The following is a 22,108-nucleotide window of genomic DNA, read 5'->3' as shown; positions in this document are numbered from 1 at the left end:
CTTGCGGCAAGATAGACATGTGAGCACACCAGAAACTGCGAATCCGGTAGAAACCACAGGTGAAGAGGCGGCTGCAGCCGTCGTGGAAGCAGAGGGGACTCCGCCGTCGGAGTCGCTGCGCGATGAGTACGAGCAACTGGCCGACCTCGTCCGCAAGTACCGCTATGCCTACTACCAGGAAGACTCACCCACGGTATCCGACGCCGAGTTTGATGAACTCTATCGGCGATTGGAGGAGCTGGAAGCACTTCACCCGGAACTTGTCTCGAATGACTCTCCCACGCAGGAAGTGGGCGGCGAAGTCTCCTCGGCGTTCGCTGCAGTGGAGCACTTGCAGCGGATGTATAGCCTGGATGACGTCTTTTCGCTGGACGAGCTGGAAGCGTGGGTCCGGAAGGCCGAAGCATCCGTGGCGAAGCTCGGAGATTCCGTCCCGCCCATCGCCTGGTTGACCGAGTTGAAGATTGACGGCCTCGCCGTAAACCTGCTCTACCGGGATGGCAAGCTGGTCCGCGCGGCCACTCGCGGTGATGGCACTACTGGGGAAGACATCACCCACAACGTCCTGACCATTAAAGAGATCCCGAGGGAACTCAGTGGGACTGGATACCCGTCGGAAGTGGAAATCCGGGGCGAGGTATTCATCCCTTCCAAGGCATTCGTTGAGTTCAACGAAACCCTCGTGGCCGCCGGCAAAGCTCCACTCGCCAACCCCCGCAACGCAGCAGCCGGTTCGCTGCGCCAAAAGGACCCGGCAGAAACCGCCAAGCGGCCCCTGAGCATGTATGTGCACGGCATCGGTGCCCGCGAAGGACTGGAAGCCAAGAGCCAGTCCGAAACGTACAAGCTCCTGGAGGCCTGGGGGCTGCCGACCAGCCCGTACCTCAAGGTTTTGGACTCTTTTGAAGCCGTCCTTGAGTTCATCGCGCACTACGGCGAGCACCGGCACGACCTCGCTCATGAGATCGATGGCATCGTGGTCAAGATCGACGACTTCGCCACGCAGCGCGCCCTCGGCTACACCTCGCGGGTCCCCAGGTGGGCCGCTGCGTATAAGTACCCGCCCGAAGAAGTCCACACCAAGCTCCTGGACATCGCCGTCAACGTTGGCCGCACCGGCCGGGTGACTCCTTTCGGCCTGATGGAGCCCGTGAAGGTGGCAGGCTCCACGGTGGGCATGGCTACGCTGCACAACCAGGATGTGGTCAAGGCCAAGGGCGTCATGATCGGCGACATCGTGATCCTGCGGAAGGCCGGCGACGTCATCCCGGAAATCGTGGGCCCCGTGCTGGCCCTGCGCGACAAACAGGACCCCCCGGTCCGGGAATTCGTCATGCCCACCGAATGCCCGTCCTGCGGTACCCCGCTGGCGCCGGCCAAGGACGGCGACGTCGACATCCGGTGCCCCAACGCGAAGTCGTGCCCGTCACAACTGCGGGAGCGTGTGTTCCACCTCGCGGGGCGTGGCGCTTTCGATATTGAAGCGTTGGGTTGGGAGGCGGCCATTGCGCTCACTCAGCCGGCAGAGCCCCGGACGCCCCCTCTGACCAGTGAGGCCGGTCTGTTCAGCCTGACACGCGAGGACCTGGCTGACGTCCTGATCCGCAGGGAGAAACGCTCCAAGGGTGTGGGCACGGGAGAGTACGAACTTGTTCCGTACTTCTACACCAAGGGCACGGCCAAGTCTCCGTCCAAGCCAACGGCAACCACGGAGAAACTGTTTGTGGAGTTGGAGAAAGCCAAGAAGCAGCCGCTCTGGCGTGTGCTCGTAGCGCTCTCCATCAGGCACGTCGGACCTACGGCTTCGCGGGCACTGGCCACGGCTTTCGGCAGCATGGATGCCATCCGTAACGCCACGGAAGAGCAGATGGCCCATGTGGACGGAGTTGGCCCCACCATTGCGGTGGCCCTCAAAGAGTGGTTCGCCGTGGACTGGCACAACGAGATCGTGGACAGCTGGGCTGCTGCTGGTGTGCGGATGGAGGACGAACGGGACACCTCCATGCCGCGAACCCTTGAAGGCCTGACAATCGTCGTTACCGGTACTTTGCCCAACTTCAGCCGCGACGAAGCCAAGGAAGCCATCATCATCCGTGGGGGGAAGGCCTCAGGCTCTGTTTCCAAGAAGACCAGCTACCTGGTGGCCGGCGAAAGCGCTGGAACCAAGCTGGATAAGGCGGAGCAGTTGGGTGTTCCCGTGCTGGACGAGGACGGTTTCCGCGAACTCCTTGCCAACGGACCGGCGCAGTCCGGGACGGAATCCGAAACGGCAGCGGATGAAGCAGCAGTGGAAGCGGCCTCCGAATGACGGACGTGAACGAGCTGCTGGCCGTAGCCAAACGTGCTGCTGCCGCGGGTGCTGCCGTGCTCGCGCAGCGCTCCGTCAGCGGTACAGGCGGCGATGGGTTGGAAACTACCAACAAGGGAGAGGCCGGAGACTGGGTCACGGCTTTCGATGTCGCGGCGGAGAACGCGGTCCGCGAAGCCATTCTTGCCGAGCGGCCACATGACACCATTACGGGGGAGGAGCACGGCACGACTCGACCCGAAGAGCCTTCGGGGTACCGCTGGTCCATCGATCCCCTGGATGGAACCACCAACTTCATCCGCAACATCGTCTACTACGCCACCTCGGTTGCCGTGGCGGATGCCGACGGCGTCTGGTTGGCCGGCGTCGTTCACGCTCCCGCGCTGGGACGCGTCTACTTGGCGGCCCGCGGACAGGGAGCCTGGCTTGAGGTTGGCGGCCCTGCCACCAGGCTGGCAGGTCCCGTCCCGGGACGCACGGGACTGATTCTAGCCACGGGATTCAGCTACGATCCCACTACCCGCGCAGACCAGTCAGCCGGGCTCGCAGAGCTCATGGACGGATTTGCTGACGTCCGGCGTCTGGGCTCCGCGGCCTTGGATCTCTGTTTGGTGGCAGACGGCACCTTCGACGCCTATGGGGAGCGCGGCCTCAACGAGCACGACTTCTCTGCAGGCGCCTTGATTGCAGAAGAGGCGGGTTGCTGGGTGCGCCGGCCGCGCTTGGAGAGCCCACTTGATGGCGGTCCAAGCACCGAGGACCGTCTGGCGGCGTGGATGTGCGCCGGGGCCTTGGAACTGTCCGGCAAATTCCCCTTGTGAATACCAGACAGTGACCAAAGCACTCGCGATCACCAACTACCGTTCCATCCGGGATCTGGCAGTCGAGCTGCATGGCCTGGACATCGTGACCGGAGCCAACGGAAGCACAACTTGGAACACGCACCCCTGTGCTGCGGCAGCCGGGCATGCTCCGGCCCATGAAAGCCGCTGAACTTTCGGATGGAACGCTTCGCTTCCTTCTGCTCACCGCAGCATTGCTGACGCCGCGGCCCCCGGAGCTCATGGTCCTGAACGAACCCGAGACCAGCCTCCACGTTGACCTGATGCCGGCACTGGCCGGACTCAGAATGCGGAGCCGATGGACGTGAGCTCCTGCGCGGCGCTCCCGGCGTAGCGGTTCTCCGGACGCGCAAGCCCGTAGTGTCCCCGCAGTGTGGACGCCGTGTATTCGGTCCGGAAGAGCCCACGCCCCTGCAGGATGGGCACCACGTGGTCTACAAAGATTTCAAGACCGGAAGGAAGTACGGGCGGCATGATGTTGAAACCGTCAGCGGCGCCGGCGTGGAACCAGTCCTGGATAGCATCGGCCACCTGTTCGGGCGTGCCGGAGAAGGTCCGGTGACCGCGTCCGCCGCCCAAACGCCCAATCAACTGCCGGACAGTGAGCTGTTCGCGCCTGGCCAGCTCCACAATCAGGGTGTAGCGGCTCTTGGCTCCCTCGATCTCATCCTCTGAGGGCAGGTCAGCAGGTAGCTGGCGGTCCAACGGAAGGTCCTCGGGAGATAAGCGGAGAGTCTTGGCCAGCTGCTCCCGCGCATACTCGGGCTTGATGAGTTGGTCCAGTTCACGCTCGAGTTTGAGGGCTTCAGCCTCGGTGGAGCCGATCACCGGAACTATTCCCGGCAGGATCTTGATGCCCTCCGGATCGCGTCCGGCAGCCGCAGTGCGTGCTTTCAAGTCGTTGTAGAAGGCTTGGGCGTCGGCCAGCGTTTGATGCGCTGTGAAGACGGCTTCCGCGTACTTAGCCGCCAGGTTTTTGCCGTTTTCCGAGGACCCCGCCTGCACGATCAACGGGTGGCCTTGCGGGGAGCGGGGGACGTTCAGCGGACCGCGGACACGGAAGTGCTTCCCTTCGTGGTCAATGGTGCGGATCTTGGTATCGTCACCCCAGACGCCGTCGGCTTTGTCCGCCAGGATGGCATCGTCTTCCCAGCTGTCCCACAGTTTTTGGGCCACTTCAATAAACTCTGCGGCCCTCTCATAGCGGACTGCGTGTGCTGGCTGGTCATCCACGCCGAAGTTTCGGGCGGCGTCGGGCCCGGCCGTGGTGACGACGTTCCAGCCGGCGCGGCCTCCGCTGACCCAGTCAACGGATGCGAAGCGGCGGGAAAGGTTGAAAGGATCGTTGTAGGTGGTGGACGCGGTGGCGATCAGGCCTATCTTTTGAGTCGCTGCGGCGAGGGCTGTCAGCAGCACAGTGGGCTCCAACTTCCCGGCCGGGCGCCGGCCCACCTCTCCGAAGAGGACGGGGGAGTCCGCGAAGAAGATGGAGTCCAGCTTTCCTCGTTCGGCCGTGCGGGCGAGATGCTGGTAGTGCTCTACCTTGGTGGGGGCAAGGGGGTCGCTCTCAGGAAGACGCCACGATGCTTCGTGATGCCCGGTGCTCATCAGGAACGCGTTGAGGTGCAGATGGCGGTCTGGCGGGGTCATGGTTTCTCCTCGGAGTCAGGACAGTTTGGGGCCGGTGTGTGGCAACTCAAGCACGCGTCCAAGGACGTCCGCCAGCAGCCCGACATGTCTCCGCAACAGCACGAAACCGGGGTTCACCGCGAGCAACGGAACTCCATCCGACGCCACGGGAGGCAACACAAAAGCCGCCCCACGGCACCGCACGTGAACAGCGCAAGGCAACCATCCGGCGTCGTGCGTTCCCAACGTGACTGATAGTTCCATCACGGAAAGGGGCATTTGGCGCCGTTGGTGGGTGAAGCCCGACTACCATTGGTAGGTGCTTTCGCCGATTACCGTCCGTCCTGCCCTGCCCGAAGACTACGACGCCGTTGCCCGCATTACGCAGGACTCCTACGTCACCGCGGGGTACTATGGCGACGCCGATCACCCGTACCTGCAGAAGCTCCAGGACGTGGCCGGACGCGCGGAGCACGCAGAGATCCTGGTGGCAGAGCGCAACGGTGAGGTCATCGGCTCTGTGACGGCAGCCCCTGCAGGTGGTGGCTTCTCTGACATTGGCCTTGATGACGAACTGGAGCTCCGAACCCTGGTGGTGGACCCGGCAGTCCAGCGCTCGGGGGCGGGCCGCGCCTTGGTGCAGGCCGTCGTCGACCAAGCCAAGGCCATGCACGGAATCAACGCCGTGTCCCTGACTACCGGAGCCACGTGGGAAAGCGCCAACGCCCTCTATGCCCGGACAGGTTTCGCCCGTGCCCCGCACCGCGACTGGTTCGTTCCCGGCACCGACATAAAGCTGTTCGTTTACCGGCTGGACCTCCCGCAGTCATAAAGTTTCCTTCGTAAACGCCGGTCACCGGACCGTGCGAAGGCGACAGGAAGGCGCGGTATGCGCAAGACATTCGGCACGGGTTCGGTCTGGGAACAGACACTGGGTTACTCCCGCGCAGTCCAGGTGGACAACACACTTTTCATTTCTGCCACGGCTGCTTCTGGTCCTGACGGAATTGTCGGCGATGACTTCTACTCTCAGACCAAGTACATCCTCGAGAAGCTCGGCGCCGTTCTGGAAGAGGCCGGGTTCTCCTACGAGGACGTGGCCCAGTCCAAGCTCTACCTGACGGACATCAGCAAATGGGAAGACGCCGGCCGCGCGCACGGTGAGGTCTTCGGTGAGATCCGTCCGACGCTCGCCCTGGTGCACGTCCTGCCGTTCCTCGATCCCCAGATGCTGGTTGAGATCGAACTCGTGGCGCAGAAGTCCGCGTAGTCACCCAACTGAGTCGCATTTGTGCGCGTTTTGAGCCCTCAGAACGCGCACAAATGCGACTTACTTGGGTCAGGCGGGGACGCCGTAACGGTGTTCCGGGCGGCCTGTGCTTCCGTAGCGCAGTTGGATCTCGACGGCGCCATCGTCCGCGAGCGAGGACAGGTACCTTTGCGCTGTTGCCCGGGACACGCCCACCCTCTCCGCAACCTCGGCAGCTGAATATTGCTCACCGGGTAGCAACGATTCCAGGACCGCCGCCTCGGTGGCGGACCGCGCCTTTGCCGACGGTGTGACATCGCCGGGAATCAGCGACCGCTTGGCGCGTTCAATGGTGATCTGGTCAACGGCAGTCTGCTGCCCCAGAATCCGGCGATACCGCGCGTAGGACCGGAGCTGTTGGGACAGGGACTCGGCGGTGAACGGCTTCAGCATGTACCCCAAAGCGCCGCGGCGTAGGGCCACCTTGATGGATTGCGCATCCGAGGCCGCAGTCAGCATGACGGCATCGACGTCCAGCTGACCCAACAGGTCCAGGCCGGAGCCATCCGGCAAATACACGTCCAGCAGCACCAGATCGGGCCGCAGGCTGTGGATCGCCTGCAGCGCTTGGGACACAGAACCGGCCGGTGCCAAGGCCATAAAGCCGGCCACGGAATCCACATAGGCTGCATGGAGTCTTGCCACGTGGAAATCGTCATCCACGATCAATACCCGCAAATCCTCAGCCACTGCTGTCCTCCCTCAACGTTGAGCCCACACCGGCGTCTGCGGAATCCATGACGCCGGGGATGGTAGCCATGAACACGGCGCCCGGACCGCCGTGGCTGCCAGGCTCCAGGACGCGGACATCGCCGCCACGTCGCCGCGCGAGCTGCCGCACCAACGCCAGTCCCAAACCTTGTCCAGCCCCCGAGCGTACCGGTTGTTCCGACGTCGTAAATCCTTCGGCGAAAACCTCTTCCGATTCCAAGCTCCCCAGGCCGTCGCCTGAGTCACCCACCACGATGTGCAGGGTCCCGCCGGTTCGGGTGACGTCGTCCAGCAATTCGACCTCCACCCAGCGGTCCGCTGAAGAACCGGCGACGGCGGCATTCACGGCATTGTCGATCAGGTTGCCGAGCACTGTGGTGACGTCCTGTGGATCGGCGACGTGCCCACGGACCAGTGTTTCGGGTCCGATGCGGAGGGCCACTCCGCGCTCAGATGCTTCCACACTTTTCGCGCCTATGAACGCTTGCAAGTACGTGTCCTGGAGCAGCTCGGCCTGCTCCACCGGGAACTTCAACGGGCCTGTGGCGGAAATTCGGGCCAGATACTCCTTGGCTTGATCATGCTGGCCGATGCTCATGAAACCGGCAATGGTGTGCAGCTGATTGGCAAACTCGTGGCGTTGGGCGCGGAGGGCTGTGGACATGGTTCCCACAGCATCGAGCTGGCGGGTGAGTTGCTGCAATTCCGTACGGTCGCGCAGCATGACCACCCAGCCGAGGTCCTCCTGCCGGTGCCACGCCTTGCGCGCGCTGGCCACCAGGACACGTCCGCCGGCCACGATTTCCACGGCTTCGGCGTCGCGTGCTGCCGGCTGGGTGAGGTGCTTGAGCTGTTCAGGCACGGCTGCGGAGGCCCACTCTTTCCCGGTGGCATCCTCAATGCCCAAAAGCCGGGCGGCCGCTGCGTTGAAAACCGAGATACGCCCGTCCGCGGCGATGCCGATCACGCCATCATCCACGCCTTGGAGCACGGCCACTTGGTCGTGCACCAAGGTGCTGATTTCTTCCGGTTCCAAGCCGAGAGTGAGCCGTTGCAGCCTGTGCCGGAGCAGGAAGGACGCCAGGACGCCGGCAAACAGCGCCCCGCCAGCGGTGAGTGCAATGGGCACGATGTCGCGGGCCAGGCTGTCGCTCAGCGATTCCACGGAATAGCCAACGCTGACCTCGCCCACAATGGTGTCGGGGCTCTCCGGCGCGTACACCGGCACCTTCGCACCAGCCGATGGTCCCAATGTTCCCGTGTTGCGGGTGGTGATTTCCTGGCCACCCAGCGCCACCGAGGGATCCGTGCTGACGCGTTCACCCAGCCGTGCAGTCTCCGGGTGGGCCAGCCTCAGCCCGGTTTCATCTGTGATGACTACGAATAATGCGCCGGTCCGCACCCGCACCGCTTCGGCCGCAGCTTGAAGAATACCGGTAGCAAGGACATCCGGGGGAGGCGTTCCTTCTTCTTTGCTGATGGCATGGACGCTGGACCTGATATCCGGATCCGCCGCGACCGTCCTGGCAAGGGTGAGTGCTTGGTTCTCGGCTTCGGTGCCGATCCGTTCATACACCAGCCAGGCGTGGACGGTGCCGCTAAGCAGGACCACCAACAAGACAACACCCAACTGGAGGAGAAGGGTTTGGGTGGAGAAACGCATGCTGACCCGACTGTTGCGCGGCACCTTCACTCCTTTCCTCCAGCTCCATTGAAGCATTGAGCACAATGCGCAAAACGTTCGCAACGAGCACTATTCCTAACAATTCCCGGAAACCCCCGCCCGTGACGGACGCCACCATATCGTCTGTAGTGCGCATCACACCGACGTGGCGCCATTCACAGTAGTAAGGAGCCGGCCGTGCTGGTTTTGCTTGGATTCGCAATGATTGCGGTATTCATGGTCCTGATCATGACCAAAAAATTGACGCCGGTACTGGCGCTGATCATCGTCCCCACCGTCTTCGGCCTGTTCGCCGGGGCGGGCCTCGGCATCGGCGACATGGTGATGGACTCGATGAAGTCCATGACGTCCACGGCCGCGCTCCTTATGTTCGCCATCATCTACTTCGGCCTGATGATCGACGTCGGACTGTTCGATCCCTTGGTGAAGTTCATCCTGCGCAAGCTGGGCAACGACCCCGCCAAGGTTGTCCTCGGCACCGCCATCCTGGCAGCGGCTGTCTCCTTGGACGGCGACGGCTCCACCACCTTCATCCTCACCACGGCGGCCATGCTCCCGGTCTACCTGCGGCTCAAGATGAGCCCGGTCGTCCTCACCTGCGTGGCTGGCCTTGCCAACGGCACCATGAACATCCTGCCGTGGGGTGGCCCCACCGCCCGCGCCGCCACCGCACTGCACTTGGACGTCAACGACGTCTTTGTCCCCATGGTCCCGTCCCTCATCGTTGGCCTCATCGTCGTGCTGGTCTTCGCTTGGCTGCTCGGCCTGCAGGAACGCAACCGCCTCCGCACCACCGCTCCGGAGATCTGGGGCGACGTCACCGATCCCTCTGAAGCGTTCGACGGCGGCACTGGCCGCGGCGGTTCGGTTGCGGCTGGCTCCGGGTCAGGCTTCGGCGCCGGCCGCTTCGGGTTTGGCCGCACCGGCTCAACCACAACTGCGGGCAAGCCGGGCACCCGCGGAGGTTCCGGCGTCGCTGTTCTTGAAGACCCGGCCACACTGGTGGACGATCACGACACCGCCATGGCAGATACTGCGCTGGACCCCAACCGCACCACACTGCGCCCCAAGCTGTTCTGGTTCAACCTGGGCCTGACCGTCGCCGTCATGGTGGTCCTGGTGGCCAATATCGTTCCGCTGCCGTTCGTCTTCATGGTGGGCTCCGCGATCGCCCTGCTGGTCAACTTCCCCAAGGTCAAAGACCAGGGCGCACAGCTGATCGCCCACGCACCGTCCATAGTCGCCGTCGTCAGCATGGTCATGGCAGCCGCAGTGCTCACAGGCGTCCTCAACGGCACGGGCATGGTCAAGGCAATGTCCGAGTGGCTCGTCCGGATCATTCCCGCGGAGATGGGCCCGTTCATGGCAGTGATCACCGGCCTGCTCAGCATCCCGATGACGTTCTTCATGAGCAACGACGCCTTCTACTTCGGAGTCCTGCCGGTCCTCTCCGAAACCGCAGCCCACTACGGCGTGGACGCAGTGGACATGGCCCGCGCGTCCATCACCGGGCAGCCTTTCCACCTGCAGAGCCCCTTGGTTCCGGCGATCCTCCTGCTGGTCTCCCTCGCCAAGGTTGATCTGGGCGACCACCACAAGAAGGTCCTCTGGCGCACGGCAGTCATCTCGGTGGTCATGCTGGCGGTAGGAGTCCTGACCGGAGCAATCGGCATCGGCTAACCCGCCGGCCAGCACCCAACGCCGGATGTGCCCACAGCGCAAACCGGCCCAAGCATCCTCCGGAGGGCGGCCTGAAATGGCCGCCGTCCGGTGCGCAAGGACCCAGACATCCTCCGCGTGCTGCTCCTTCGTCGCTTTGACGCACGCTTCCGGATGCCTGGATCCTTTTTGCGTGAGGGGGCGCCGGCTTCAGTCCGCGCAGCGAAGAAAGTTCCATCCCGTGTTGCGAATCAAGCCCACCCAGCCCACGGCCCTAACCCAACGGGAAAGCAAAATCCGACATGATCCGCTCGGCTGTCTTTTTGGGTGTGGGGGTCCCGAAGTGGGGTGGGCACTGACCGCGAGGTGAGATGGGCAGGGAGGCGGCGCGCGGGGACATCGCGACGGCTGCGTCTAAGCTGGGCCCACGCCGTCCGGGTTCCCTGGCCGAGCTTGCGAGGTTAGGGAGACGGTGGGGCGGCACGAGCGAGCAGCCAAGGGATCGTCCCCGGCAAGCCGCAGTTAGGCGAGCAGCCGCCCTGCGCGTCAGCGCATCAGTTCGAAGGCGACCCACAGCCAAGTAGACTGGTCCGGAAAACCATTTGAACTTTGCAGGGGAGATCCATGGCTGCGATCAACCGTGACGACGTCGCGCATCTTGCGCGTCTGGCTCACATTGAAATGAGTGCCGAAGAACTGGACAGGATGGCTGTTGAGCTTGCTGTCATCGTGGATTCGGTGAAGAGCGTGAGCGAAGCTGCGGGGGAGGATGTCCCGGCGACATCGCACCCGATTCCGTTGACCAATGTGTTCCGTGAGGACGTTGTGGGGCACACGTTCACGGCTGAGCAGGCGCTGTCCGGCGCTCCGGATGCTTACGAGAACCGTTTCAAGGTCCCGGCAATCCTGGATGAGGACTAATCACTATGACTGAGCTGAAGAACGAACTCATCCACCACTCCGCTGCCGATCTCGCTGCGAAGCTGGCTGCCCGCGAGGTTACCGCCGTCGAGGTGACGCAGGCGCATCTTGACCGCATTGCCGACGTCGATGGTCAGGTCAACGCGTTCCTGCACGTGAATACCGAAGAGGCTTTGGCTGTTGCAGCCGAGGTTGACGCTGCCCGTGCTGCCGGCGGATCCGCTGCCGAGGAACTGCACGCCCTTGCTGGTGTGCCGATCGCGGTGAAGGACCTCATTGTCACGATCGGCCAGCCTACTACGGCTGGTTCGAAGATCCTTGAGGGCTGGCACAGCCCGTATGACGCCACGGTTGTGAAGAAGCTGCGCGCGGCCAAGATGCCGATCCTGGGTAAGACCAACTTGGATGAATTCGCCATGGGTTCCTCCACGGAGCACTCTGCGTACGGCCCCACCCGCAATCCGTGGGACCTGGACCGCATTCCTGGCGGTTCGGGCGGCGGCTCCGCTGCCGCCGTCGCCGCTTTCGAAGCGCCCCTGGCGCTCGGCACCGATACCGGTGGCTCGATCCGCCAGCCAGGTGCTGTCACCGGAACTGTTGGCGTGAAGCCGACGTACGGTGCTGTTTCCCGTTACGGTGCCATTGCCATGGCGTCGTCCCTGGACCAGATCGGCCCGGTTTCCCGTACGGTGCTGGACTCTGCTCTGTTGCAGGAAGTCATCGGCGGCCACGACCCCTTTGACTCCACGTCGCTGACCGATCCGTTCAACGATCTTGTTGCTGCCGCGCGCGTAGGCAACGTTGCCGGCATGAAGATCGGCATCGTGAAGGAACTTCACGGCGAGGGCTACCAGGCCGGCGTCGAGAACCGTTTCAACGAGTCTCTGGAGCTGCTGAAGGACGCCGGCGCTGAAATCGTCGAGGTTTCCTGTCCCAACCTGAAGTACGCCTTGGGGGCGTATTACCTGATCATGCCGTCCGAGGTGTCGAGCAACCTTGCCAAGTTCGACGGCGTCCGATTCGGCATGCGCGTCCTGCCCAAGGACGGTCCCATGACCATCGAGCGTGTCATGGGTGCTACCCGTGCCGCCGGCTTCGGCGACGAAGTGAAGCGACGCATCATCCTGGGTACGTATGCGCTGAGCGCCGGCTACTACGACGCTTACTACGGCTCAGCACAAAAGGTCCGTACGCTGATCCAGCGCGACTTCGACGCCGCCTTCGCCAAGGCCGATGTCCTGATCTCGCCCACAGCGCCCACCACGGCGTTCAAGCTGGGGGAGAAGCTGGACGATCCGCTGGCGATGTACCTGAACGACGTCGCCACGATTCCCGCGAACCTTGCCGGTATCCCTGGCCTGTCCCTGCCGGGTGGCCTGGCTGACGAAGACGGCCTGCCCGTTGGTATCCAGTTGTTGGCTCCTGCCCGGCAGGATGCCCGCCTGTACCGCGTGGGCGCTGTCCTCGAATCCATCCTTGAAGAGAAGTGGGGCGGCCCGATGCTTGCGCAAGCTCCCGTTCTTGGCTCTGCCACAACCACCGCCGGAGGTTCCAACTAATGTCCGTCGATGCAACCCTGAGCTTCGAAGAGGCCATGGAGAAGTACGATCCCGTCCTGGGTTTCGAGGTTCACGTGGAGCTCAACACCAAGACCAAGATGTTCTCCTCCGCGCCCAACGTCTTCGGTGACGAGCCGAACACGAACGTCAACGAGGTTGACCTGGGCATGCCCGGCGTCCTGCCGGTGGTGAACAAGACGGCCGTGGAGTCCTCCATCAAGATCGGCCTTGCCTTGAACTGCAAGATCGCCGAGTCCTGCCGCTTCGCCCGGAAGAACTACTTCTACCCGGACACCCCCAAGAACTTCCAGACTTCCCAGTACGACGAGCCGATCGCCTATGACGGTTACCTCGACATCGAGCTCGAGGACGGCACGGTCTTCCGGGTGGAGATCGAACGCGCCCACATGGAAGAAGACGCAGGCAAGCTGACCCACATGGGTGGTGCTGCGGGCCGCATCCAAGGCGCCGACTACTCGCTGGTGGATTACAACCGTTCGGGTGTGCCGCTGGTTGAGATCGTCACCAAGCCGATCGAGGGCGCCGGCAGCCGTGCGCCTGAACTGGCCAAGGCCTATGTCGCGGCAGTTCGCGAGATCGTGAAGAACCTTGGTGTTTCCGATGCCAAGATGGAGCGCGGCAACGTCCGTTGCGACGCCAACGTTTCCCTGCGCCCGCACGGCCGGGAGCGGTTCGGCATCCGTTCGGAGACCAAGAACGTGAACTCGCTGCGCGCCGTCGAGCACGCCGTCCGTTACGAGATCCAGCGCCACGCTGCCGTCCTCGATTCCGGCGAGCCGGTCATCCAGGAGACGCGACACTGGCACGAGGACACTCGTTCGACGACGTCGGGCCGGCCCAAGTCCGACGCTGACGATTACCGCTACTTCCCGGAGCCGGACCTGGTTCCCGTCGTCGCCTCCCGTGAGTGGGTGGAGGAACTCCGCGCCACCCTTCCCGAGCCGCCGGCCGAGCGCCGCAAGCGCCTCAAAGAAGCTTGGGGCTACTCGGATCTGGAGTTCCGCGACGTTGTGAACGCCGGCGTCATGGACTCCATCGAGGAAACCATCGCAGCAGGTGCCTCTGCGGATGTTGCCCGCAAGTGGTGGATGGGTGAGATCGTAGGCCGCGCCAAGGTTGCCGACGTCGATCCTTCCGAGCTTGGTGTCACACCGCAGGTCATCGTCGAGCTGAACAAGCTGGTTGAAGACGGCAAGATCAACAACAAGATGGCCACCCAGGTCCTGGACGGCGTGCTCGCCGGCGAAGGCACCCCGGCGGAGATTGTCGAGAAGCGCGGCCTCGCGGTTGTGTCCGACGACGGTCCGCTCCTGGAAGCCATCGACGCAGCGCTGGCAGCCCAGCCTGACGTGGCGGAGAAGATCCGTGGTGGCAAGGTCCAGGCCATTGGCGCGATTGTTGGCGGCGTCATGAAGGCCACCCGTGGCCAGGCCGACGCCGGACGTGTCCGCGAACTCATCCTGGAGAAGCTCGGCGTCGAGGGCTAAGTCCCGCAGTTTGATGCCCAGGTAGCTCGCAGTTGTGGTTGTTTGAAAGCTCAGAACAGCCACAACTGCGAGCTGCTTTTGTGTGGAGAGGGCGCACAATGGATGCATGGCCACTCTCAAACCGGGCCTTCGCAAGGGCCTTCTTGCCGGCGGGATCGCTGTCGCCCTGACCGGCGGCGGGGCCGCCGCTGTGTGGGCGGGCACCCAACCCAGCCCTTCGCCGTCGAGCTCTTCTACTTCTCCCGGCTCTTCCGCATCGGGGAAGGCCAAGGCCACAGAAGGCCGTGGGCAGGCTATCCACGGCGAACACGTGGTGAAGCAGCAGGACGGGAGCTACCGCACCGTGGTCACGCAGGCCGGAACCGTCGAGTCGGTCAGCGAAACCGAGATGACCGTGAAGAGCGAAGACGGATTCACCCAGCGGTATTCGATCAACGCCGATACGCGGATTGCCAAGGTCCCGGCTGATCTCTCGGAACTCCGGAACGGCAGGGGCAAGCCCACGTTGCCGTCGGCCACGGCTGCCGACCTCAAGACCGGCGACAAAGTAAGAGTCCGCGGTGCCAAGGACGGCGACGCCGTGACAGCGACGCGGGTAGTATCCGGCGAGTTGCCGGCCGGCGTCAAGGGCCACGGATTAAAGCGCGGACACGGCCCCAAGTAGTTAGAGCGCCACAGTCCTGAAGCCCAGGTTGCCGCTGGCTGAGTCCGGCGTGTTTGAGCTCCGTGCCGCGAGGCGGTAACGGTTGCAGTACGAGTCGTGGCAGAGGTACGAACCACCCCGCATCACTCTCCCGCGGCCTATGGTGGGTCCTTGCGGGTCTTCCACCGTTCCCGCAGCCAAGCACGTTTTGTAGTACTTGGGCAGGAACCAGTCGCTGCACCACTCCCAGACGTTCCCGCTGGTTTGGTAAAGCCCGTAGCCGTTAGGGCTGAAGGACATGGCGGGCGCGGTGGTGAGGTAACCGTCGTCCACCGTGTTGTGGGACGGGAATTCGCCTTGCCAGATATTGCAGTTGTGAGCGGCTTCGCCCGGGACATCGTTGTGCAGGTCATTTCCCCATGGGTAGCGCTGCCCGGACAGCCCGCCGCGGGCTGCGTATTCCCACTCGGCTTCCGTGGGTAGCCGGCGGCCGGCCCATTCGCAGTAAGCCAAGGCATCGTTGTACGACACATGGGTGACGGGGTGGTCGGGGATGCCTGCCCAGCTTGAGAGGGGCCCGGCTGGGTGCGCCCAATCGGCGCCACGGACGTTGAGCCACCACGGGACGTTGTTGACCCTGTTGAGGATGTCCTGATTGTCAGCTTTGACGGCAAGGTGGAACACCGCTGATGTTCCAAAGATCTCCGACTCGGTGCGGTGCCCGGTGGCGTCGACGAATTCAGCGAATTCCTGGTTGGTGACCGTCGTGGCGCTGATCCGGAATTTTGAGACGGACACTTCGTGCACGGGTGACTCACCGTCGCCGTCGTAGCCCTCGTTGAAGGGATCGCCCATGGGAAAGGTTCCAGCGGGGATCGCGACGTCGACTGCTTTTCTTGAAGGTGCGGCACCGTTGGGGGAAGGCTCGACGGCGGTTTCCGCCTTTGGGTGATCGCCGACCGTTCCCAGGAGCGTCAGTCCCGCCCCGGGACGGGTGCGGGCGTTGGCACCTGGGCTACAGCAATCCGCCATGTCAACCTTCTGTCCGAATTCCACCTGCTAGTACTTTAGCGGCGTACCGATGCCCGCAAAACGCTCGCTGCACCACAATCTTACGTGCGGTCGCCACCCCGTCAATGATGAAAACTGATTTCTGCGGTCAGTTTCGATCATGATCTTGCAAAAAGCGATACCGGTCACTTATGGTTTGTTAAACGGTTAACGAGCGTGGTGGGAATCACATTGAGGGTTCCGGCTCAGCACTTGAGGAGACAGCATGAACTCGACGACGGAACAGGCTCCGGCATTGCCCGAAGCCCGCCGAGTCCCGGCCCGGGCAGGTGGGAACGCCCCCGCCCCCGGTCTGAAGAAACGGAAGAGGAGCAAGGTCCCGCAGCAGAGTTTCCGGTCCCGTCTGCGACGCGACAAGCAGATGCTCCTCATGATGGTCCCGGGTGTGGCCTTCCTGCTGCTCTTCTTCTATATCCCCATCCTGGGCAACGTCATCGCGTTCCAGGACTACCAGCCCTATCTGGGCATCGGTGACAGCCTTTGGGTGGGCTGGCAGAACTTCGTGGACCTGTTCGGCAACCCGGACTTCATCCACGCTTTCTGGAACACCCTCTACCTGGCTGCTTGGCAGCTGGTCTTCCTTTTCCCGGTGCCGCTGGTGCTGGCCTTGATTGTGGATTCGCTGATCAGCACCCGGGTCCGGCGCGTCTTTCAAAGCATCGCATACCTGCCGCACTTTCTTTCCTGGGTATTGGTGATCGCTTTCTTCCAGCAGATGCTCGGCGGCGCAGGCTTTGTCAACAACCTGCTGCGGGACTGGGGCACGGAGCCGATTCCCTTCATGACCAACCCCGAGACGTTCCCGGTCATGGTTGTGGTCCAGATGATTTGGAAGGACGCCGGCTGGGCAATGATCATTTTCCTGGCAGCCCTTGCCAGCATCGATGCCTCACTCTACGAAGCTGCGGCGGCTGACGGCGCCGGCCGCTGGCGCCGGATGTGGCACATCACCCTGCCCGGCCTCCGGCCCGTGATCGTCCTCCTCCTCATCCTCCGCATTGGCGACATTCTTTCTGTCGGATTTGAGCAGTTCATCCTGCAGCGGGATGCCGTGGGAGCAGGAGCCGCGGAAGTGCTGGACACCTTCACCTACTACACCGGCGTAGTGGGAGGCGGCTGGAGTTCAGGCGCAGCAGCCGGCCTGGCCAAGGGCGTGGTCAGCGCCTTGTTGATCTACGGCGCGAACAAACTTGCCCACCGCTTCGGCGAAGACGGAATTTTTGCAAAGCAGTCCCGCTAGCCCGCGCGGCTGCCGCACAAGGAGAACCCCATGGCAACAACACATTTCACCAGAAAACCCCGGGAACTGACGTACAACCCCAAGCGCCCTGTGTGGAAGGAAAAGCCTTCCGCGCTGTATCAAACGGTCAAAGCAGTTGTCTTGATCGTGTTCAGCTTGTCCATCCTGACACCCATCCTGTTGGTGGTGTCCACGTCCCTCACTGATACCGAGCAACTCGTGAAGGCGGGCGGGTTCGTGCTCTGGCCCGAACGTCCAACGCTGGAGGCCTACGCCACGATCTTCAAGGGCCCCATGGTGCTGCAGTCACTCGGGGTCAGCATGCTGGTCACCGCAGTCGGCACCATCCTGGCACTGTTCGTGACCATCACCATGGCCTACGCCACCAGCCGCACGGTCCTGTTTGGCCGGCCGGTTATCCTCGCTGTCCTGTTCACGCTCCTGTTTGCGCCAGGCCTCATCCCCTCCTTCCTGATGATCCGCCAACTCGGTCTGCTGGACTCGTTGTGGTCGCTGATCCTCCCGGGCATCTTCGGAGCCTTCAACTTCGTGGTGATGCGCTCGTTCTTCATGAACATCCCTGGCGAACTGATCGAAAGTGCCAGGATCGACGGCGCAAACGACTGGCAAATCCTGTGGCGCATCGTGATGCCGCTGTCCAAAGCCGTGATCGCCGTCGTCGGGCTGTTCTACGCCGTCGGTTTCTGGAACTCATTCTTCAACGCCCTGCTCTACATCAACGATCACAGCAAATGGCCCATCCAGTTGCTGCTCCGCAACTTCGTGGTCCAAGGCAGTGGCGCAGCGGACCAGCTGGGAATCACCACCACACCGCCGCCGCAGTCCATCCAGATGGCGGTGGTCGTGGTGGCGCTCGTCCCGATCCTGATGGTCTACCCGTTTCTCCAGAAGCACTTTGCCAAGGGCGTCATCACCGGCGCCGTCAAGGGCTAGCCCAAAGCCAGCCAACACTCGCAAGCTCAAGCCAGCCAGACCCAAAAGCTCAAAATCCTCAGAAATGAAGCAAATAACCAGAAAGGGTTATGCCATGACGAGCACTACCTCTCAGGCTGGATTCAGCCGCCGCGGTTTCCTTGGCCTCGCAGGCCTGGCCGTGACCGCTGCAGGCTTGTCCGCCTGCGGTGGTGGCGGAGCCGCGAGCAACGGAGGCGCCGCTGCCTCCGCCTCGGTCAAGCTGCCAACGTACAAGGAATTCACCGGCGTCACCCCGGACATCGCGGGCAACGCCAAGGGCCTCCAGGCCGGCTACTTCAAACTGCCCACTGCTGTGCAGTCCGTCAAGACGCCGCCGCTCAAGGGCAAGGTCACAGGCCTGACCGAAACCTTCGACACCATGAGCCCGGGCCTGAAGGACAACCCCTTCTGGCAGCGCCTCAACGCCAAGCTCGGCGGCGACCTGGAGCTGCAAATCGCCGAAGACATCGGAGACGGGTACCCGGCAAAGTTCGCCACGGTCCTGGCCAGCAACGATCTTCCGGACATGATGTGGGTGCCGCCGAACCAAGGCATCCCCAACGTCGGGCCGATGCTCGAAGCCAAGTTCCAGGACCTGACGCCGTACCTCTCCGGTGACGCCGTCCTTGAATACCCCAACCTGGCGGCGCTGAAGCCCGATTCGTGGAAGACCGCCGTCGTGAACGGCAAGATCTGGGGAGCTCCCATCCCCAGCACCCCCTTCGGCCAGGTGTATGTGGGCAACCACGACGTGTGGGCCCAGGTGGGTGGCTTCGAAGCGGGCAGTGCTGACGAATTCCTGGAGAAAGCCAAGGAGCTGACCCGGCCGGGCGAACAGAAATACGCGCTGGAACCCGCCTACATCAATGCCCTCCACATGGTCACCGAATGGTTTGGCGCCCCGAACAGCTGGGCCGTGAACAAAGACCGCACCCTCACTCACCTGTACGAGACTGACGAATATATGGCCGGCGTGGAGTTCACGGCCAAAATGTTCGCAGCGGGCGTCTTCTACCCGGATTCCAAGGCCACGGACATCCGTTCCCGCGTTGCCAACGGCAGCGTGGCCGCGCAGGTAGTGGTGGGCCCACACGATATCCGTAGCTACCGTGCCCTGAACAAGGACGCCCAATTCGACGTCCTGATCCCGTTTAGTGCCGACGGTAAGGTCAAGCCCGTGTACGACATGGGTTACGGAACGGTGGGCTTCACCCCGTTCAAGAAGGCTGAAAAGGGCAAGATCCGCGAGCTGCTGGCCCTGATCAACTACTTGTCGGCCCCGTTCGGGACGGTTGAGTACATGCAGAAGAACTTCGGCGAGCTCGGCCAGGATTACACCATCGACGCCTCCGGCAACCCGGTGCGTACCGAGACGGGAACCATCAACGCACCCGGCCTGGTCTCGGCGCTGAACATCATGTCCAGCCCGGAAAACGTCATCTTCAACCCGGGCTTCGATGACGACACCCGATACGTCAGCCAGCAGGAAGAAAAGCTGCTCGAGTTCGCATGGCGCAATCCCACCAACGGTTCCTACTCGGACACCAACGCCAAGGTGGGCGCCAAGATCACCAAGCAGCTGCGCGACAAAGTAGTGGACATCATTACCGGCCGCGCCAAGATCGACGAGCTAAAGGACGCGGTCAAGCGCTGGAAGAGCGAAGGCGGCGACAAGATGCGCGATGAGTACCAGGCCGCGTTGGACCCCAACGCGCCGGTATTCAGGAGCTAGCCTCAAACCAACAACGAATCAACGCGCAAAAACGTAGAACACAGCAGGGGGAACCATGGCAAAAGCGAGCAGCACCGGAGTCAGGCCGACCATCCGAATGGTGGCCGAATTGGCAGGCGTCTCCACGGCCACGGTTTCCTACGTACTGTCAGGTCGCCGGGGCGATGGCGGACCAGGGGTCTCGGATCCGACGGCGGAAAAGGTCAAGGCAGCTGCGGAGCGGCTCGGCTACCGCCCCAACCAGGCGGCCCGGGCCATCCGGACGGGCCGCACAAATACGGTGATCCTGTCATTGACCATGCTGTCCGATCCGTGGTCACTGTCCGTCATCGAGGCTGTACAGAAGGCAGCAGTTCCGCTGGGCATCACACCGATGATCCTGGGCGACGCCGATTGGGTCAAAGTACTCGGCACGCACAATGCCGATGCTGTGTTCGTGGACGCAGTCCGTCCTGACCAGCGGGACGCCCTGCGCAAGCTCGCCGAGCATGGAACCACATTGGTGGTCTTTGATGAAGAGGTACAAGCGGAAGGCTTTGACGTCATCCGTTCCATCGCCGGGCCTGGCTGCCGTATGGCCGTGGAGCACCTGCTCCACGGCCATCGGAAGGTCGCCTGCCTGACCCCGGCAACAGCCGCAGGCACCTCTGGCGGGACCCGGTACCGGGCCTACTCGGATGCTCTGGCCGCGGCACAAATCCGGGAACGCGACGACTATGTTGGCCTGTTCGATGGCACCAGTGCGGGGGCCTATGCAGCGGCAACCCGGGTGCTCAGCATGCCGGACCGGCCAACCGCCATCTACGCCACCACGGATTACGCCGCAGTCAGCGCCATCAACGCTGCCCAGCGTTTGGGCCTCGCCGTTGGAACTGACGTTGACATCATCGGTGTGGGCAACACCGTGGAAGGCGAACGGATGTCGCCATCCCTCAGCACTGTGGGTCCCGTCGATTTCTTCGACAAACTCGCCAGGCTGCTCCTGCGGCGGGCAACAGGGCACACAGCGCCGGAGCCGCCCGGCGTCCTCAACTTCCCCTGGCACTTGTTCGTGCGCGAATCGGCGCCGCACCGCAGTGCCGCAACCAGACTTTACTAAGAACAGCAGAAGGAAATTGCACACCATGGAAAAGGATTTGAAGGTCGGCATCGTGGGTTTCGGCCTGCGTTCAGGGCTGTGGAAGCACGCCCACAAGCCGGGCCAAGGCTCGGAGGTCACCATTGTTTGTGACCTCAGCGAACGTGGCCGGGCAGACGCTGCAGAACGCATTCCGTCAGCCCGCGTTACTGGGGACCTGGAGGAATTGCTGACCAGCGGAATCGACGCCGTCCTGGTCCTGACCCCCGATAACCAGCACGCCGCCGTCGCCATCCGAACACTCAAAGCGGGCATCCCCACCTTCTGTGAGAAGCCACTGGACATCACAGTGGAGGCGGCGGACCTGATCCTTAAGACGGCCTACGAAACCGGCACGCGCCTGTATGTCGGCCACAACATGCGCCACATGCCCGTTGTAGTGCAGATGCGCCAACTCATCGAAGAAGGGAGGATCGGCGACGTCAAGGCCGTTTGGTGCCGCCACTTCGTCGGCCACGGAGGCGACTACTACTTCAAGGACTGGCACGCCCAGCGCGCCAATGTCACCTCGCTGCTCCTACAAAAGGGTGCTCACGACATCGACGTAATCCACTGGCTCGCCGGCGGGTACACCAAGCGGGTTGCCGCCGTCGGAGATCTCGCTGTCTACGGCGACGTCGCCAACCGTGCTGACAACACGGGCAAGCGCATGGGGGACTGGTTCTCCTTGGACAACTGGCCGCCCACCGAGCAGAAGGACTTGGCCGAGTCGATCGACGTCGAGGATATCTCCATGATGAACATGGTGCTGGATAACGGCGTCCTGGCCTCGTATCAGCAGTGCCATTTCACGCCCGACTACTGGCGCAATTACACCGTCATCGGCACCAAGGGGCGGATCGAGAACCTTGGCGATGGGCCAGGCGAAACCATCAACGTGTGGACCAGTCGGTCACCGGGCTATGCCGCTCCGGACGAGGTCATCACCATCCAGGACGGCGAAGGTGGCCACGGCGGCGCGGACCCGCGCTTGATCGAGGAATTCCTGCGCTTCGCGTCCGAAGGCGGCAAAACGCAGACCAGCCCCATCGCCGCCCGCCAGGCTGTGGTGGCCGGCATCCTCGCGGCCGAATCACTGCGGGGGGACGGCTCAGCGCGCGAGGTGCCCGAGCTCCCTGCCGAGCTGGTGGAGTACTTCGATGCCGGCCAGCCCGCCCTGGTCCGCGACTGACCGCGCTT

General features: G+C 63.1%; 19 protein-coding genes and 1 pseudogene. 16 read left to right on the top strand and 4 right to left on the bottom strand.

Annotated features, from left to right (window positions below; genetic code table 11):
- The first annotated feature begins 19 nt into the window (after positions 1 to 19).
- The 4 genes and pseudogenes from ligA to AC0J5Z_RS16560 form a co-directional block, all read left to right on the top strand.
- Complete coding sequence (ligA, locus tag AC0J5Z_RS16575; RefSeq protein WP_475034314.1) at positions 20 to 2,308, top strand: NAD-dependent DNA ligase LigA; 2,289 nt, start codon at positions 20 to 22, stop codon at positions 2,306 to 2,308.
- The gene (locus tag AC0J5Z_RS16570) at positions 2,305 to 3,129 is read left to right on the top strand and encodes an inositol monophosphatase family protein (protein WP_475034312.1); all 825 of its coding nucleotides are present in this window, start codon (positions 2,305 to 2,307) and stop codon (positions 3,127 to 3,129) included. Before ligA ends, AC0J5Z_RS16570 begins: the two co-directional genes overlap by 4 nt.
- Before the next feature lie 10 nt (positions 3,130 to 3,139).
- Positions 3,140 to 3,301 (top strand): hypothetical protein, encoded by a 162-nt coding sequence (locus AC0J5Z_RS16565; RefSeq protein WP_475039849.1) that lies wholly within the window; start codon positions 3,140 to 3,142, stop codon positions 3,299 to 3,301.
- Positions 3,261 to 3,434: pseudogene (locus AC0J5Z_RS16560) on the top strand (AAA family ATPase); the annotation flags it as partial. The gene AC0J5Z_RS16565 and the pseudogene AC0J5Z_RS16560, both read left to right, overlap by 41 nt.
- On the opposite strand, the gene AC0J5Z_RS16555 reads toward AC0J5Z_RS16560, so the two are convergent.
- Positions 3,433 to 4,800 (bottom strand): LLM class flavin-dependent oxidoreductase, encoded by a 1,368-nt coding sequence (locus AC0J5Z_RS16555; protein WP_475034310.1) that lies wholly within the window; start codon positions 4,798 to 4,800, stop codon positions 3,433 to 3,435. The pseudogene AC0J5Z_RS16560 and the gene AC0J5Z_RS16555 overlap by 2 nt on opposite strands.
- 298 nt (positions 4,801 to 5,098) lie before the next feature.
- Between AC0J5Z_RS16555 and AC0J5Z_RS16550 the strand changes: the two genes are divergently transcribed.
- Both AC0J5Z_RS16550 and AC0J5Z_RS16545 read left to right on the top strand, forming a co-directional pair.
- On the top strand, positions 5,099 to 5,611 hold the full coding sequence (locus AC0J5Z_RS16550) for a GNAT family N-acetyltransferase (protein ID WP_475034308.1): 513 nt from the start codon (positions 5,099 to 5,101) through the stop codon (positions 5,609 to 5,611).
- A gap of 57 nt (positions 5,612 to 5,668) precedes the next feature.
- A complete protein-coding gene (locus AC0J5Z_RS16545) occupies positions 5,669 to 6,049 on the top strand; it encodes a RidA family protein (RefSeq protein WP_475034306.1) in 381 nt (126 codons plus the stop codon).
- Between the two features lie 69 nt (positions 6,050 to 6,118).
- Here AC0J5Z_RS16545 and AC0J5Z_RS16540 read toward each other — a convergent pair whose 3' ends face one another.
- Positions 6,119 to 6,778, bottom strand: coding sequence for a response regulator (locus AC0J5Z_RS16540; protein WP_475034304.1), 660 nt, complete (start codon positions 6,776 to 6,778; stop codon positions 6,119 to 6,121).
- Entirely contained in the window at positions 6,771 to 8,462 is a 1,692-nt protein-coding gene (locus tag AC0J5Z_RS16535) for a sensor histidine kinase (protein WP_475039750.1), read from the bottom strand. Before AC0J5Z_RS16535 ends, AC0J5Z_RS16540 begins: the two co-directional genes overlap by 8 nt.
- Positions 8,463 to 8,660: 198 nt before the next feature.
- Between AC0J5Z_RS16535 and AC0J5Z_RS16530 the strand changes: the two genes are divergently transcribed.
- From AC0J5Z_RS16530 to AC0J5Z_RS16510, 5 genes are all read left to right on the top strand, one after another.
- Positions 8,661 to 10,163, top strand: coding sequence for a CitMHS family transporter (locus tag AC0J5Z_RS16530; RefSeq protein ID WP_475034302.1), 1,503 nt, complete (start codon positions 8,661 to 8,663; stop codon positions 10,161 to 10,163).
- A gap of 603 nt (positions 10,164 to 10,766) precedes the next feature.
- Positions 10,767 to 11,063, top strand: coding sequence for an Asp-tRNA(Asn)/Glu-tRNA(Gln) amidotransferase subunit GatC (gene gatC / locus AC0J5Z_RS16525; protein ID WP_017199363.1), 297 nt, complete (start codon positions 10,767 to 10,769; stop codon positions 11,061 to 11,063).
- Positions 11,064 to 11,068: 5 nt separating this feature from the next.
- Positions 11,069 to 12,622, top strand: coding sequence for an Asp-tRNA(Asn)/Glu-tRNA(Gln) amidotransferase subunit GatA (gatA, locus tag AC0J5Z_RS16520; RefSeq protein ID WP_475034300.1), 1,554 nt, complete (start codon positions 11,069 to 11,071; stop codon positions 12,620 to 12,622).
- The gene (gatB, locus tag AC0J5Z_RS16515; RefSeq protein WP_089594286.1) at positions 12,622 to 14,130 is read left to right on the top strand and encodes an Asp-tRNA(Asn)/Glu-tRNA(Gln) amidotransferase subunit GatB; all 1,509 of its coding nucleotides are present in this window, start codon (positions 12,622 to 12,624) and stop codon (positions 14,128 to 14,130) included. Before gatA ends, gatB begins: the two co-directional genes overlap by 1 nt.
- 106 nt (positions 14,131 to 14,236) lie before the next feature.
- Positions 14,237 to 14,794, top strand: a complete 558-nt coding sequence (locus AC0J5Z_RS16510) for a DUF5666 domain-containing protein (protein WP_475034298.1) — start codon at positions 14,237 to 14,239, stop codon at positions 14,792 to 14,794.
- Here AC0J5Z_RS16510 and AC0J5Z_RS16505 read toward each other — a convergent pair whose 3' ends face one another.
- Positions 14,795 to 15,805, bottom strand: a complete 1,011-nt coding sequence (locus AC0J5Z_RS16505; RefSeq protein WP_475039748.1) for a formylglycine-generating enzyme family protein — start codon at positions 15,803 to 15,805, stop codon at positions 14,795 to 14,797.
- Positions 15,806 to 16,049: 244 nt separating this feature from the next.
- On the opposite strand from AC0J5Z_RS16505, the gene AC0J5Z_RS16500 reads away from it, so the two are divergent.
- The 5 genes from AC0J5Z_RS16500 (at position 16,050) to AC0J5Z_RS16480 (ending at position 22,100) form a co-directional block, all read left to right on the top strand.
- Complete coding sequence (locus tag AC0J5Z_RS16500; RefSeq protein WP_475034296.1) at positions 16,050 to 17,084, top strand: ABC transporter permease; 1,035 nt, start codon at positions 16,050 to 16,052, stop codon at positions 17,082 to 17,084.
- Between the two features lie 30 nt (positions 17,085 to 17,114).
- On the top strand, positions 17,115 to 18,038 hold the full coding sequence (locus tag AC0J5Z_RS16495; RefSeq protein ID WP_475034294.1) for a carbohydrate ABC transporter permease: 924 nt from the start codon (positions 17,115 to 17,117) through the stop codon (positions 18,036 to 18,038).
- A gap of 94 nt (positions 18,039 to 18,132) precedes the next feature.
- Entirely contained in the window at positions 18,133 to 19,791 is a 1,659-nt protein-coding gene (locus AC0J5Z_RS16490) for a type 2 periplasmic-binding domain-containing protein (protein ID WP_475034292.1), read from the top strand.
- A 55-nt stretch (positions 19,792 to 19,846) separates the two neighbouring features.
- Positions 19,847 to 20,890, top strand: coding sequence for a LacI family DNA-binding transcriptional regulator (locus tag AC0J5Z_RS16485; protein WP_475034290.1), 1,044 nt, complete (start codon positions 19,847 to 19,849; stop codon positions 20,888 to 20,890).
- Between the two features lie 16 nt (positions 20,891 to 20,906).
- Complete coding sequence (locus AC0J5Z_RS16480; protein ID WP_475034287.1) at positions 20,907 to 22,100, top strand: Gfo/Idh/MocA family protein; 1,194 nt, start codon at positions 20,907 to 20,909, stop codon at positions 22,098 to 22,100.
- Positions 22,101 to 22,108: the final 8 nt, after the last annotated feature.

The organism is Paenarthrobacter sp. TRD_SC_7 (genome assembly GCF_056156245.1).
The sequence above is the reverse complement of the archived record's forward strand: the minus strand, read 5'-3'. Positions and strand labels throughout refer to the sequence as shown.